The 13,155-nt window shown below is 57.7% G+C and carries 11 protein-coding genes and 1 pseudogene; 6 read left to right on the top strand and 6 right to left on the bottom strand.

The genetic code is table 11. The features are described 5' to 3' along the window. Window positions 1–134: 134 nt before the first annotated feature. Window positions 135–798: pseudogene (locus FYB92_RS12770) on the top strand (MarC family protein). Between the two features lie 75 nt (window positions 799–873). On the opposite strand, the gene FYB92_RS12765 reads toward FYB92_RS12770, so the two are convergent. The 5 genes from FYB92_RS12765 to thpR all read right to left on the bottom strand — a co-directional run bounded on the left by FYB92_RS12765 (window position 874) and on the right by thpR (window position 6,986). Then, complete coding sequence (locus FYB92_RS12765) at window positions 874–1,464, bottom strand: uracil-DNA glycosylase family protein (RefSeq protein ID WP_075624031.1); 591 nt, start codon at window positions 1,462–1,464, stop codon at window positions 874–876. Between the two features lie 8 nt (window positions 1,465–1,472). Beyond that, complete coding sequence (locus FYB92_RS12760) at window positions 1,473–2,177, bottom strand: NAD-dependent deacylase (RefSeq protein ID WP_075595036.1); 705 nt, start codon at window positions 2,175–2,177, stop codon at window positions 1,473–1,475. A gap of 127 nt (window positions 2,178–2,304) precedes the next feature. Next, a complete protein-coding gene (locus FYB92_RS12755; protein ID WP_003618213.1) occupies window positions 2,305–3,705 on the bottom strand; it encodes a cytochrome c in 1,401 nt (466 codons plus the stop codon). A gap of 51 nt (window positions 3,706–3,756) precedes the next feature. Further along, the gene (locus tag FYB92_RS12750) at window positions 3,757–5,979 is read right to left on the bottom strand and encodes a PQQ-dependent dehydrogenase, methanol/ethanol family (protein WP_040510494.1); all 2,223 of its coding nucleotides are present in this window, start codon (window positions 5,977–5,979) and stop codon (window positions 3,757–3,759) included. Between the two features lie 467 nt (window positions 5,980–6,446). Next, window positions 6,447–6,986 (bottom strand): RNA 2',3'-cyclic phosphodiesterase, encoded by a 540-nt coding sequence (gene thpR / locus FYB92_RS12745; RefSeq protein ID WP_332828777.1) that lies wholly within the window; start codon window positions 6,984–6,986, stop codon window positions 6,447–6,449. A 278-nt stretch (window positions 6,987–7,264) separates the two neighbouring features. Here thpR and FYB92_RS12740 point away from each other — a divergent pair, with 278 nt between their 5' ends. The 5 genes from FYB92_RS12740 to cyoD all read left to right on the top strand — a co-directional run bounded on the left by FYB92_RS12740 (window position 7,265) and on the right by cyoD (window position 12,633). Continuing rightward, on the top strand, window positions 7,265–8,044 hold the full coding sequence (locus FYB92_RS12740; RefSeq protein WP_003618218.1) for a Bax inhibitor-1/YccA family protein: 780 nt from the start codon (window positions 7,265–7,267) through the stop codon (window positions 8,042–8,044). A gap of 725 nt (window positions 8,045–8,769) precedes the next feature. Then, window positions 8,770–9,696: a ubiquinol oxidase subunit II gene (cyoA, locus tag FYB92_RS12735; RefSeq protein ID WP_167613949.1), complete on the top strand. Its 927-nt coding sequence runs from the start codon at window positions 8,770–8,772 to the stop codon at window positions 9,694–9,696. Window positions 9,697–9,701: 5 nt separating this feature from the next. After that, window positions 9,702–11,696, top strand: a complete 1,995-nt coding sequence (cyoB, locus tag FYB92_RS12730; RefSeq protein ID WP_003618224.1) for a cytochrome o ubiquinol oxidase subunit I — start codon at window positions 9,702–9,704, stop codon at window positions 11,694–11,696. Next, a complete protein-coding gene (gene cyoC / locus FYB92_RS12725) occupies window positions 11,696–12,301 on the top strand; it encodes a cytochrome o ubiquinol oxidase subunit III (protein ID WP_003618226.1) in 606 nt (201 codons plus the stop codon). The genes cyoB and cyoC overlap by 1 nt, the downstream gene beginning before the upstream one ends. Continuing rightward, the gene (cyoD, locus tag FYB92_RS12720; RefSeq protein ID WP_003618229.1) at window positions 12,301–12,633 is read left to right on the top strand and encodes a cytochrome o ubiquinol oxidase subunit IV; all 333 of its coding nucleotides are present in this window, start codon (window positions 12,301–12,303) and stop codon (window positions 12,631–12,633) included. The genes cyoC and cyoD overlap by 1 nt, the downstream gene beginning before the upstream one ends. 111 nt (window positions 12,634–12,744) lie before the next feature. On the opposite strand, the gene fdxA is transcribed toward cyoD, so the two are convergent. After that, window positions 12,745–13,077, bottom strand: a complete 333-nt coding sequence (gene fdxA, locus FYB92_RS12715) for a ferredoxin FdxA (protein WP_003618231.1) — start codon at window positions 13,075–13,077, stop codon at window positions 12,745–12,747. Window positions 13,078–13,155: the final 78 nt, after the last annotated feature.

The raw sequence follows: 13,155 nt of genomic DNA, 5'->3' as shown, positions 1-13,155 counted from the left end.
GCAGGCAACGTCTGCCTGGCATGTTGACAACCAGTGCAAGCCGAAAGAAGGCATGAAGCGTGGCCGTTTCCCATGATGTCCTGAGCCATCTGAGCGTTCCTATCGGCTTGACCAGTGCATCCGGGGCGTTCCTGATGGCGTTCCCGGCGCTGTTTTCCATCGTCAACCCGTTGGGGGCGGCGCTGATTTTCGCGCAGGTCACGGACGGGCGCAGCCGGGCGGAATGTCTGGCGCTGGCGCGGACCGTGGCGTTCTATTCCGCCATGCTGATGATTGCTTCCATCTGGATGGGGGGGGACAATCCTGTCCTTCTTCGGCATTACGATCAATGCGTTGCGCATTGCGGGTGGCCTGGTGGTGGCGGTGCGGGCATGGGCGTTGTTACAGGCCCCCGAAACCGAAGAAGCACGCAAGCAGGCGCAGGCCAGTCAGGGCGGGATGAGTGCCGCGCGTTCGAATGGCATGGAACTGGCGTTCTTTCCGCTGACGATGCCCTTTACCGTCGGGCCGGGCACCATTGCTGTGGCCATCGCGCTGAGTTCCGAAGGCTCGGCAGGTGTCAGCACGGTCATGTTCTATGGCATCCTGTCCGCTGCGGCCCTGGCCGTTGCATGCATCATCTGGGTTGCCTACGCCTATGCCGAGCAGTTGATGGGCCTGCTGGGGACAACCGGGACGCGTATTGTCTCGCGCCTTGTGGCATTGATCCTGCTGTCGATCGGGGTACAGATCCTGATTTCAGGCGTGCAGGGCGTGGTCCTTTCAATGGCGCATAACATCGTGCAACTGATGCACTGATCCCCACAGGGGAAATGGTCGCGTGCAACCATGATATCTGTTGCCAGACCCTTGTTCATTTTCAGATTGTCGCCCTTACAGGAACGCATGCACCTCCCTGCGCAGGGCAGGCAGGACATCCGTGCCAAACCATGGGCTGCGGCGTTCCCACGCGCCTGTCCGCCACGAAGGATGTGGAAGGGGAAAAAAACGGGGCAGGTAATCACGGTAATGGCGCACGCGATCTTCTACCTTGCCCGGCCCCAGAACATGGTTCTGCGCATAGGATCCGACCAGCAGCGTCAGGCGGATATCGGGCATCAGGGCCAGTACCCGCTCACGCCATAAGGGGGCGCATTCGCGACGTGGCGGGCAATCGCCCCCCTTTGGCAGGCGGCCGGGATAGCACATGCCCATGGGCATGATGGCGATGCGTGCTGAGTCGTAAAAGGTCGCCCGATCAATGCCCAGCCATCCCCGCAACCGGTCGCCAGATGCATCGTTAAAGGACTGTCCCGTTTCATGAACACGGGTGCCGGGCGCCTGGCTTGCGATCAGGATGCGCGCGGTTGGGGAGACGTGCAGGATGGGGCGTGGCCCCAATGGCAGGACGTTGGCACAGGCGGTGCAGGCCCGGATTTCCGTTACCAGACGTTCCAGCGCCCCGTCATCCGTGGGGGGTGTCATATGTTCTGTCATGTTCCGGTCACGTCGCGCACCCATCGTGACACCGTTTTTGTGGCGGGGCCAAGCACCGTTTGATCGAACAGGTCCGTCCCCGCAGAAGGCTGAAGATTGAATTCCATGGTGTCGGCATGGGGACTGGCCTGCTGCACAAATCCTGCGGCAGGATAGACCACGCCCGACGTGCCGATGGCCACGAACAGGTCACATGCCTGCAATGCCGCCGCGATCCGGTCCATGTGATAGGGGATTTCCCCGAACCAGACGATATCGGGACGTAATTGGGGCCGATGGCAGGCCGGGCAGGGCGTCTGTGGCAGGCAGTCGGCATGCCATGATGGGGTGGCCCCGCAGGCGGTGCAGCGTACCCGCATCAGTTCCCCATGCATATGCACGACATCCCGGCTGCCCGCGCGTTCATGCAGGTCGTCGATATTTTGTGTGACGATCAGGATTTCGCCGTCCCACCTGCCGGTGGCGGCGCATTCCTCCATATGGGCAAGTGCCCTGTGGGCCGCATTTGGCTGCACATCAGCCAGCCCGGCCCGCAAACCATTATAGAATCGATCCACCCGCATGGGGTCACGCGCGAACCCTTCGGGTGTGCAGATATCGGCAATCCGTTCATGATTCCACAATCCGTCTTCGCCGCGAAAGGTCTGAAGACCGGACTCCTGGCTGATCCCGGCGCCCGTCAGGACGACAATGCGTTGCATGGGGCCTCCCATCTTCATGGTGATCCGTGTCGGTGCAGTGTGGACGATCAGCACGCATAAGAAAACCGCCGCAGACATGGTCTGCGGCGGTCCCTGGTAGTCATGATCGGTATGGGGCCGATCAGTTTTACTGTGCGTTGTCCACACCCGTGTGCGTCTGCGGCGCAAACGTCCAGCCATGGCCGTAAGGCTGCGGCTGGAAAACAAGCCATCCGCTGCTGGTGGAGTTCCAGCCTGCGCTGGAGACCGGAGCCCCCGTATCGCGCAGCTTGGTAACGTCGGCGGCAGTGACGGTGCCCTGCGCCTTGTTGCCCCAGCTGGTGCGGATGAAGTTGACGACGTCCGCGATCTGCTGTGCCGACAGCGACTTGCTGTAGCCCGGCATCGCCACGGCGGACGGTGCCCAGTTGCTCGGCGGCAGGACGCCACCATGCGTGATCACGTTCACCAGCGACGTCGGGTCGTCGGTCACGACAACCGGGTTCCCAGCCAGCGGCGGGAACATACGCGGCACGCCACCACCATCGTTACGGTGACAGATGGCGCATTCCTTGACGTAGGTATCTGCGCCCGGGATGCTGGAAATGTTGCCCGAAGCCAGCGTGTTCGCCGTGGTCGCGTCATAGCTGTAGGGGGCCTGTGACGGCGGAACCGGCGGCAGGCTCTTCAGGTATTTGGCGATGGCATGCAGGTCGTCATCGGTGAAGTACTGCGTGCTCCATGCCACGACATCGCCCATTCCGCCAAAGACGGCCGAATGGTCGATACGACCGGACTTCAGGAACAGATAGATGTCATCCTCAGACCAGCGGCCCAGACCCACGTTCGGGTCGTTGCGCAGGCTGGGGGCGACCCAGTTGTCGATCGGTGCGCCACCGGACAGGAAGTCGGGACCACCCGACGCATCCAGCGCCTTTTCCTGCATGGCAAAGCCACGCGGGGTATGACACGCACCGCAATGCCCGGCACCCGTCACAAGATATTCGCCCCGTGCAACCTCGGGATCCGTACCGGGGGCCGGCGTGAAATCCTTGGGCGAGGGGGAGAACATCATACGCCAGATCGACAGCGGCCAGCGCATGGACATCGGCCACGAAATCTCGGGCTGCTTGTCCGGCTGCGCCACCGGCTGCACGCCATGCATGAAATATGCATACAGCGCGCGGGTATCGTCCTTCGTCATGCGGGAGAAGGAAGGATAGGGCATCGCCGGATACAGCGTGGAACCATCCTTGCGGATGCCATGACGAACGGCTTCGTCAAATTCCTCGTAGGTGTAGCGGCCGATACCATATGTGGGATCGGGGGTGATGTTGGTCGAATAAATCGTCCCGATCGGGCTCTTGATTTCAAGCCCGCCGGCATACGCCGTTCCATGCAGGGCCGTGTGACATGCCACGCAGTCACCCAGCCTTGCGACATATGCCCCTTTCTGGACCAGCTCGGCATCGGGCGTCTGCGCCAATGCCGTGCCAGCCAGCAGACTAAGCGCTGCCGCGCCGAAAGTCACCTTAAGCCTGTTGATCATTATGTTCACCATCATGCGTCGCGTTGATGCGAAAAATTAAAAAAAGCGGGTTTACGGCAGCTGCTCGGGGATACCGGCTGCGTTCTTCCGCGCATCAACTTCCCGCTGGTAGGTTTCATTCGCACGCTTGATCAGGAACTGGCGAATATCCTCGATCTCGTTCGGGTTCATGTTGCCGTCAAAGCGATCCATGCCGTATGCGGTCAGCGCACCGCGACCAACAACATTGTAGAACGCATCGGTGTGGCGGATGGAACCGGACCAGCGCAGATCAGGCAGCACACCACCACCTTCGGCGTTATCGCCATGGCAGGCCGCGCAATAGGTCTGGAACTGGAAGTAGCCGTTATCGGTGCGGCTTGCATCGAACTTCTCAGGCGGCTTGACCGGCACGAAGCCCTGGTCGTTCTGCTTCGGCAGCGGACCACCCTTGCCGTCGAGCGAGAATGCAATCACGTGGGAGTGGTTGACCGTCCAGCCGCTGGTGCGCGCAAGGCCACCAAGGAAGAACGGATAGATGCCGCCCCAGCCCACTTCAACCGCAACATACTGCTTGCCCTTGGCAAGGTAGGTCACAGGCGGTGCGATGATGCCGCTATCCGCTGCAAAGTGGAACAGGTCCGTGCCGTTCGTGGCGTCATACGCATGGAATTCACCATTCGCCAGCCCCTGGAACAGCAGATCGCCACCAGTCGCCAGGATACCACCGTTCCACGGGCCCTTGTGGTCAACGCGCCACGCTTCGGCCTGCTTCTGCGGATCCCATGCCAGGATATAGCCCTTCAGATCCTTGACGAAGGCAGCCTTCGCTTCGGGAGAGTCGGGGATACCGACCTTGTTCATGTCAAGGCCAAGGTTCCAACTGTCGGGATGGGCCAGGAAGCCGCCCTTCTGGTTGGTGTACAGGAACGGAACCTGCTGCGCGGGGATATAGACCAGGCCCGTCTTGGGGCTGAAGGCCATCGCTGCGAAGTTGTGTCCGCCCAGATCGCCCGGAATGCCGTACCAGTCCTTGCCCGTAAGCGTATACAGCGCGTCGGGGTTATAGATCGGACGACCCGTCTTCGGATCAAGGCCGCTGGCCCAGTTCACATAGACGTAGTTCTTGCCGGAGATGAACTCGCCGGTCTTGGCGTCGATGATATAGAAGAAGCCATTCTTCGGCGCATGCACGATGACATGGCGGGTTTCACCATTGATCGGCAGGTCAAGCGTCATGATCTGCTGAACCGAGGTGAAGTCCCACTGGTCCATCGGCGTTTCCTGGAAATGCCAGACATATTCGCCGGTTTCAGGCTTCAGCGCGACGATGCTGCCCAGGAACAGGTTGTCGCCCTTGCCTTCGGAACGGTACTTGTAGTTCCAAGGAGAGCCGTTACCCACGCCAAGGTAGACCAGGTCGGTCACGGGATCATAGACGATGGAATCCCATACGGTGCCGCCGCCGCCCTGACGGGTCCAGGCGCCGGTCGGGCTCCAGGTCTGGTAGGCCTTGTTCATCAGCACGCTGTCGGATGCTGCGTGATCGGGCTCGTTCTTGGGGTTGGGAACCGTAAAGAAGCGCCAGTCAACCTTGCCGGTTTCCGCGTCGAACGCGGTGACAAAGCCACGGGCACCGAATTCGGAACCACCGTTACCGATGATCACGCGGCCCTTGGCGATGCGCGGGGCGCCATCAACCGTATAGGAACGCTGCTTGCCGAGTTCGGCTTCGGGGGGGATGGTGTTCACGCTCCAGACCAGCTTGCCGGTCTTGGCGTCCAGGGCGATCAGGCGACCGTCGAACGTGCCGAAATAGACCTTGCCATTCCAGTACGCCGCACCGCGGTTGACGGTGTCGCAGCAGCCCTTGTCGGCGATGTTGCCTGGCACGCGCGGGTCATACGACCACAGCAGCTTGCCAGTGGCGGCGTCGATCGCCTTCATCATGCTCCAGTTGGTGGTGGCATACATGACGCCATCAACAACCAGGGGCGTGCCTTCCTGGCCACGGTTGGTATCGAGATCCAGATACCAGGCCAGCTTGAGGTTTCCGACATTGGAACGGTTGATCTGATCCAGCGGGCTGTAACGCTGTTCAGAATATGTGCGACCATAGGTCATCCAGTTACCGGGATGATCATCCGCATGGATGATCGCTTCGCCCGTCTGGCCCTGACCCTCATCAGCGGAAAATGCCATGTTGGCGTAGCCGGAGACGAGAGCCGCACATATCGTTCCGGCTGTAAGCGTTCTGCTCAGAGAACGTCTTTTTCCGAAAACGGCAGAAATCATATGTGATGTCCTCAGAAAACTAACGGTTTCGAATTCGGGACGCCGCCGCTGCAACTTTCCGCCGGAGGGCGCTTTTCATATCCAGGGGCAGAAGCGGGGCCATAAATCCGGCCCCAGTCACTACACGTCCCCAAGGGATTGAAAAACCGGCCTTCGACAGGGAGAACAAGCAGGTAGTCCGTTTCATCCGAACATACCGGCGGGATTACATACGTCTTCTGACATTTTAGTGTTCGAGTTCACTAAGTTGTGAACAAGCTGTCGCATAAGCAATGATTCATACAAGATGAACCGTATGTAATATTTTGACATCTCACTGTTTTAAAAGGATATTTTTGATATTCGTCGCAGGTGGCATGTCATGTGTCGGCAACTTTATATGCCAATATCGTATTTCATATATTCGTATAAAATGTGACCACGCGGTATCGCGCGGTCATCTGTTTCGAAAGTGATGCAACTTTGCGTCAGGGACTCAGGTCGTAATCCTCAAGCACTTCATAGGCGGGGGATTCCTTTCCCCGCAGTGACCTGTAGAGGGAGAAGGTGCGGATGGCGGCCGCATCGCCCCCAACCATTGCATGACGCCCCAGCCATGTCGCCAGACGGGTCGCATCGGGGTAGGGGATCGACCCCAGGGTAATATGTGGAACGAACCGTCGGTGCCGTTCACCCAACCCGACACGCCGCATCGCGGTATCCACCTTGCGCTGGAGATGGAGGAGGGAGGCGTTGCGTACGATTCCCATCCACAGGGTCGCCGGTGCGCCGGGACGTTCAAACAGGCCGGGCGCATCGGCAAGGAGGTCGAACGCAGGGGCATGGATGGCCGACAATGCATGATGGATGTCCTCCATCATATGGCGGTCCGTAACCTCCCCGATGAAGCGCAGCGTCAGGTGGTAGGTTTCGGGGGGCACCCAGTTCACCTCGGCCAGGCTGCCGCGCAGTGTTGCAAGCCGGGTGGAAAGTGGATGGGGAATCCCCAGGGCAATGAAAAGTCTCATCAGGCGGCCCCATCAGGTCAGGTGGAATGGAAATGCCAGCCATATCGGGCCATGGGGGATTATTGTCCCGCATCCCGGGCCAGATGATGCTAGGTTGTACAATATACTACTGTACGTATCTATGGCGCTGTGACCTTTACCGGCTATCATGCCCGGACAAGGGGCATGTGTTGCCATCTTTTAATGTGTTGGCCACGCGAACGTTCTTGAAGCCTCTATAGGATGCCCCAACATTCAGGGATGACACGTTCGCATGACGTGGATGAAGGAAACTTGAAATGGCTTTTGGCCCGGATTCGCGAACTTTTGCCAGACCCACGGCAAATGGTGCTGCCAGTTCCATTGATATGGGACTGCGCGCCTATATGTTGCGCGTTTATAACTGGATGACTTCGGGGCTGGTGCTGACAGGTCTGGTGGCTTACCTGATCGCCCATAATGCCGCGTTGCAGACCCTGTTCTATCAGGTGGTGGAAACACCGGCGGGCAACGCCGTGCGCCCCACCGGGCTGGGTATGCTGGCGATGATTGCCCCGTTGGGATTCGTGCTGGTGATGTCGTTCGGTGTGAACCGGCTGTCGTTGCAGGCGGTGCAGGGGCTGTTCTGGCTGTTCTGTGGCGTGATGGGGTGCAGCCTGGCCAATATCTTCCTGGTGTTCACCGGGGTTTCGATCACCCGCGTGTTCTTCATTACGGCGGCAACCTTCGCCACGATGTCGATCTGGGGATATACGACACGTTCCGACCTTACCCGTTTCGGGTCGTTCCTGATGATGGGGCTGTTCGGGCTGGTGATCGCCGGACTCGTGAACATGTTCCTGCACAGCCCGGCCGTTTATTTCCTCTACAGCGTTGTTGGTGTCCTGCTGTTTGTCGGGCTGACCATGTTCGATACGCAGCGCATCAAGTTCACCTATCAGCAGTACGCAGCCTATGAGGGGCCGGAGATGGCCGCCCGTCGTTCGGTTTATGATGCGCTGGCGCTGTATCTGAACTTTATCAACCTGTTCCAGTTCATGTTGCAGTTCATGGGTGTGCGTAGCAACAATAACGACTGAGGTTCCTTCGCACGATCATTGTCCGCCCCCTGATTATGTATGCGGGGATGCCGGGCGCGAAAGACTCAGGCATGGGCCCGTCACGAAAGTGGCGGGCTTTTTTCGTGTTATGGCCCCCGATATGGAAGAGTCATGAACGTGACGGGAACATTTCAGGGCATTTCGGAACAAACGATGTTCGAAATAAGACTTATTCATTATAAGAAACAGTTAGTTGACAAGAGTGTGATGGACAAGAAAAACAGTTAATGCGTTGTTTTTAGGCGATAAAAAAATATATCTACCCGACATTGAAATCTATTGAAATATTATGTGAAGGCTTGCTTATGAAGGGGTTCAGGTCGGATAACCCTTGAATAGAGAAAACATGTGAAAGGGAATACGGCACGAAAAAGGTACGCTTCAAGACACAGGACGGCATCGCGATTACCGGTCCGATCTGCCCTGACAGAAAACAGGATTGATATCTGATGGGCTGGATTGATCGAAATCATGGTCAGCCGGTCGGCAACCAACTCATGACAGATGCAAACCGAAAAAAACCATATGTTTGATTTTCGGGAGTTGACGAAGGTGCGATGTCGCTGTTGTGGGACGTTGTTGCCTGCATGAATGCAGATGCAGGGCCCGTGGCGTGCGTATAACGTGACCGTTGTTGTTAGTGCCCGTGGATGAAGCGAGGATGTGAGCGAAATAGGGTGATGTCGAAACCAACGAGGCGTGAGATGAAGAAAAAAATCTTGCCAAGATTATCGAAATTAATGTGCTTGTCCTCCGCAGCCCTCCTGGCAGGATGCGACTGGGATACGCTGAACCCCAAGGGTGTGATCGGGCTTCAGGAAAAGAACCTGATCCTGACGTCCACCATTGCGATGCTGCTGGTTGTCATTCCGGTGTGTATCCTGACCCTGGTGTTTGCCTGGCATTACCGTCAGTCCAATACCTCGGCCGAGTACCTGCCGAAATGGTCGCATTCCAACAAGATCGAAGTGATTATCTGGGCCGTTCCCAGCCTGATCATTCTGTTCCTGGCTGTGCTGACCTACCAGACCTGCCATTCGCTGGACCCGTACAAGCCGCTTGAGGCTGATGCGAACACCAAGCCGATCCATGTCGAAGTGGTGGCTCTGGACTGGAAGTGGCTCTTTATCTATCCGGATGAAGGGATCGCCACGGTCAACCAGATGGCGATGCCGGTAAATACGCCGGTTGATTTCCGGATTACCTCTGATTCCGTGATGAACTCGTTCTTCATCCCGCAGCTTGGCACCATGATCTATGCCATGGCGGGCATGCAGACACAGCTTCACCTGATTGCGAACGAAGCTGGCGATTTCCAGGGGGAATCCTCCAACTTTAGTGGTCGCGGCTTCTCCGACATGCGTTTCCGTGCGCTGGCAATGCCGGCGGACCAGTACAGCGCGTGGGTGGAAAAGGTGAAGGCTTCGTCCGAGCAGCTGGACAGCGCAAGCTATCCCAAGCTGGCCGCCCCGAGCGAGGCGAACCCGGTCGAGTACTTCTCGCATGTCGATGCAACTCTGTTTGACGATATCGTTGCCAAGTACAACAACGGCATGGTCATGGATAAGAGCACCGGCAAGATGCTGCACATGCAGCAGTCCGCAATGTCCGACATGAATATGAAGGAATAGGACAGATGTTAGGAAAATTAACCTGGTCGGCCATTCCTATTGATGTGCCGATCCTTGTAGGGACCTTCATCGGTGCCGCGATTGCGGGACTGGCCGTTCTGGGTCTGATCACCTATTACGGCAAATGGGGCTACCTGTGGCGTGAGTGGCTGACCTCGGTCGATCACAAGCGTATTGGTGTCATGTATATCGTGGTTGCGCTGGTTGCGCTGTTCCGCGGTTTTGCCGACGCCATCATGATGCGTACGCAGCTTGCGCTGGCCTATGCCGGGAATCCCGGTTATCTGCCGCCGCACCATTATGACCAGATCTTCTCCGCCCACGGCACGATCATGATCTTCTTCATGGCCATGGCGTTCATGCAGGGTCTGATGAACATTGTGGTCCCGCTGCAGATCGGTGCGCGCGACGTTGCCTTCCCGTTCGTGAACACACTGAGCTTCTGGATGACGACCATCAGCTTCCTGCTGGTCAACGTCTCGCTGTTCATTGGTGAGTTCTCGCAGTGCGGCTGGCTTGCGTATCCCCCCCTGTCCGAACAGCAGTTCAGCCCCGGCGTCGGTGTTGATTACTATATCTGGGCGGTGCAGCTGTCGGGTGTCGGCACGCTTCTGACGGGTGTGAACTTCTTTGCGACGATCGTGAAGATGCGCGCGCCTGGCATGGATTACATGCGGATGCCGGTGTTCACCTGGACCATCTTCTGCACGACCGTGCTGATCATGGTGGCCTTCCCGATCCTGACCGTTGCGATGGGTCTGCTGGGTCTTGACCGTTACCTGGGCATGCACTTCTTCACCAATGATGGTGGCGGCAACCAGATGCTCTATCTGAGCGTGATCTGGGGCTGGGGCCATCCCGAAGTGTACATCCTGGTGCTGCCTGCTTTTGGCGCCTTCTCTGAAATTACCCAGACCTTCTCCCGCAAGCCGCTGTTCGGCTACAAGACGATGGTGTATGCCACGGCCTCCATCATGGTCCTGTCGCTGGTTGTGTGGGTTCACCACTTCTTCACCATGGGTGCCGGCCCGAACGTCAACGCGTTCTTTGGCATCATGACGATGGTCATCGCGGTCCCGACGGGCGTGAAGATCTTCAACTGGCTGTTCACCATGTATAAGGGCCGCGTCGAATTCCACGCGACCATGTACTGGGTCATCGGCTTCATGATCACCTTCTCCATCGGTGGCATGACCGGCGTTATGCTTGCGATCCCGGCTTCGGACTTCGTGCTGCATAACAGTCTGTTCGTTATCGCCCACTTCCATAACGTGATTATCGGTGGTGTGTATTTCGGCTACGTCGCGGCGATGAACTTCTGGTTCCCCAAGGCTTTCGGCTTCAAGCTGAATGAAGCATGGGGCAAGCGGGCGTTCTGGTTCTGGTTCGTTGGCTTCTACTTTGCGTTCATGCCGCTGTATGTGCTGGGCTTCGACGGCATGACCCGTCGTATGAATCACTACGACAACCCCGCATGGCATCCGTGGCTGCTGATCGCGGAATTCGGTGCGGTCCTGATCGCCCTGGGTATCGTGTGCCAGCTGACGCAGCTGTATGTTTCGATCCGTGATCGTAACCTGGCTGAAAACCGTGACATGACGGGCGATCCCTGGAACGCTCGTACCCTGGAATGGTCCACGTCTTCGCCGCCGCCGTTCTACAACTTCGCGGTTCTGCCGGTTGTTCATGAACTCGATGCGTTTGCCCATGACAAGGAAGCCGGTATCGACACGCGCTCTGCGGGTGCTGATTACCAGCCCATCCATATGCCGAAGAACACGGCCTGTGGTTTCCTGATCGGTGCGTTCAGCTTCATCCTTGGCTTTGCAGCTATCTGGTGGATCTGGTGGCTGGCTGCTGTTGGTCTGATTGGTGTCATCGCTACGGTGATCGCCCGTTCGTCTGACAACGATGTCGACTACTATGTGCCGGTTTCCGAGGTTGCCCGCATTGAAAACGAGCATACCCACAACCTTATGGCAGCACAGGCAGCAGAATAATGGCGCATAATATTACTGCTGATGCGGCCCACGCCCACGAAGAACACCACGAATCTCCCGTGGTGTTTGGGTTCTGGCTGTATCTGATGACGGACTGCATCATCTTCGGCACGCTGTTTGCTGTGTTCGCGGTGCTGCGGACCCAGTTTAACGGCGGACCGAACGGTCATGAGGTCTTTGAACTGTCTGGTGTCGGAATTGAAACGGCGATCCTGCTGTTCAGCTCCATCACCTACGGTTTCGGCATGATCGCCGCACACGCGAACAAGATCAGCACGATGCGGGTCTGGCTGGGGGTTACCTTCCTGCTGGGCCTGGGCTTCCTGTTCATGGAAATCCGTGAGTTCTCTCACATGATTGCCGAAGGCAACGGCCCGGATCGCAGTGCGTTCCTGTCGTCGTTCTTCACGCTGGTTGGCACGCATGGTCTGCATGTCACCTGCGGCCTGCTGTGGATGGCGGTCCTGCTGTTCCAGACGGCTGGCAAGACCGAGCTGAACGAGCGCATGATCGGCAAGCTTACCTGCCTCAGCCTGTTCTGGCACTTTCTGGACATTGTCTGGATCTGTGTTTTCACCTTTGTCTATCTGATGAGTGTGGTCTGATGGCTGATGCACATACATCCTCTGCGGGTGAGAGCCACGGGAGTGTAGGGTCTTACCTCACCGGGTTCGTAATTTCTGTTCTGCTGACGGCTGCGGCCTTCGGTCTGGTGATGGCGCATACGTTCTCACCGTCCGGGACCATGGGGGCGATCACGCTCCTTGCCGTGGTGCAGATCGTTGTTCACCTGATTTTCTTCCTGCATATGAACGGTTCTTCCGAACAGCGCTGGAACATCATGGCCTTTGCTTTTACGGTCGTGACGGTTCTGATCCTGGTTGGCGGCACGATCTTCATCATGCATGACACCTCGATCAACATGATGTCGCGCTAAGCGATATCAGCCCGGTCCGGATATCCCCTGGGGTATCCGGGCAATGGTCAAAAAAAGGGCCGGCGAGGATTTTCCTCGCCGGCCCTTTTTGATGGGACGATGTTGCCGGGATCAGTTTTTGTGCGGTTCGGGCGACAGCAGTTCGGCCTTGTTGGGCTTGTCCTTCCATTCTTCCGCATCGGCGGGGGCATCGCCCTTGCGGGTAATGTTGGGCCATACACCTGCGTATTTGGCATTGATTTCCGCCCATGCGGTGGCACGGTCATCACTGTCGGGAAAGATTGCCTCGGCCGGGCATTCCGGTTCGCACACGCCGCAGTCGATGCATTCGTCCGGGCTGATCACCAGGAAGTTCTCACCTGCATAGAAGCAGTCGACGGGGCAAACCTCGACGCAATCCATGAATTTGCAGCGAATGCAGTTTTCGGTGACCACATAGGTCATCGCCTATCTCCGATCATTATTTACAGGCCAAAGCAGTATATCTTCAGCCAGGGACATGAGATGAGGGCGCCAGCAATG

This window comes from Novacetimonas sp. GS1, assembly GCF_036686925.1.
Taxonomy (GTDB): domain Bacteria; phylum Pseudomonadota; class Alphaproteobacteria; order Acetobacterales; family Acetobacteraceae; genus Novacetimonas; species Novacetimonas hansenii.
The sequence above is the reverse complement of the archived record's forward strand: the minus strand, read 5'-3'. Positions and strand labels throughout refer to the sequence as shown.

Bases quoted from the DNA above. Each gene is read 5' to 3' on its own strand.
- FYB92_RS12765 (WP_075624031.1), bottom strand. From the start codon at position 1,464: ATGACACCCCCCACGGATGACGGGGCGCTGGAACGTCTGGTAACGGAA.
- FYB92_RS12760 (WP_075595036.1), bottom strand. From the start codon at position 2,177: ATGCAACGCATTGTCGTCCTGACGGGCGCCGGGATCAGCCAGGAGTCC.
- FYB92_RS12755 (WP_003618213.1), bottom strand. From the start codon at position 3,705: ATGATCAACAGGCTTAAGGTGACTTTCGGCGCGGCAGCGCTTAGTCTG.
- FYB92_RS12750 (WP_040510494.1), bottom strand. From the start codon at position 5,979: ATGATTTCTGCCGTTTTCGGAAAAAGACGTTCTCTGAGCAGAACGCTT.
- thpR (WP_332828777.1), bottom strand. From the start codon at position 6,986: ATGAGACTTTTCATTGCCCTGGGGATTCCCCATCCACTTTCCACCCGG.
- FYB92_RS12740 (WP_003618218.1), top strand. From the start codon at position 7,265: ATGGCTTTTGGCCCGGATTCGCGAACTTTTGCCAGACCCACGGCAAAT.
- cyoA (WP_167613949.1), top strand. From the start codon at position 8,770: ATGAAGAAAAAAATCTTGCCAAGATTATCGAAATTAATGTGCTTGTCC.
- cyoB (WP_003618224.1), top strand. From the start codon at position 9,702: ATGTTAGGAAAATTAACCTGGTCGGCCATTCCTATTGATGTGCCGATC.
- cyoC (WP_003618226.1), top strand. From the start codon at position 11,696: ATGGCGCATAATATTACTGCTGATGCGGCCCACGCCCACGAAGAACAC.
- cyoD (WP_003618229.1), top strand. From the start codon at position 12,301: ATGGCTGATGCACATACATCCTCTGCGGGTGAGAGCCACGGGAGTGTA.
- fdxA (WP_003618231.1), bottom strand. From the start codon at position 13,077: ATGACCTATGTGGTCACCGAAAACTGCATTCGCTGCAAATTCATGGAT.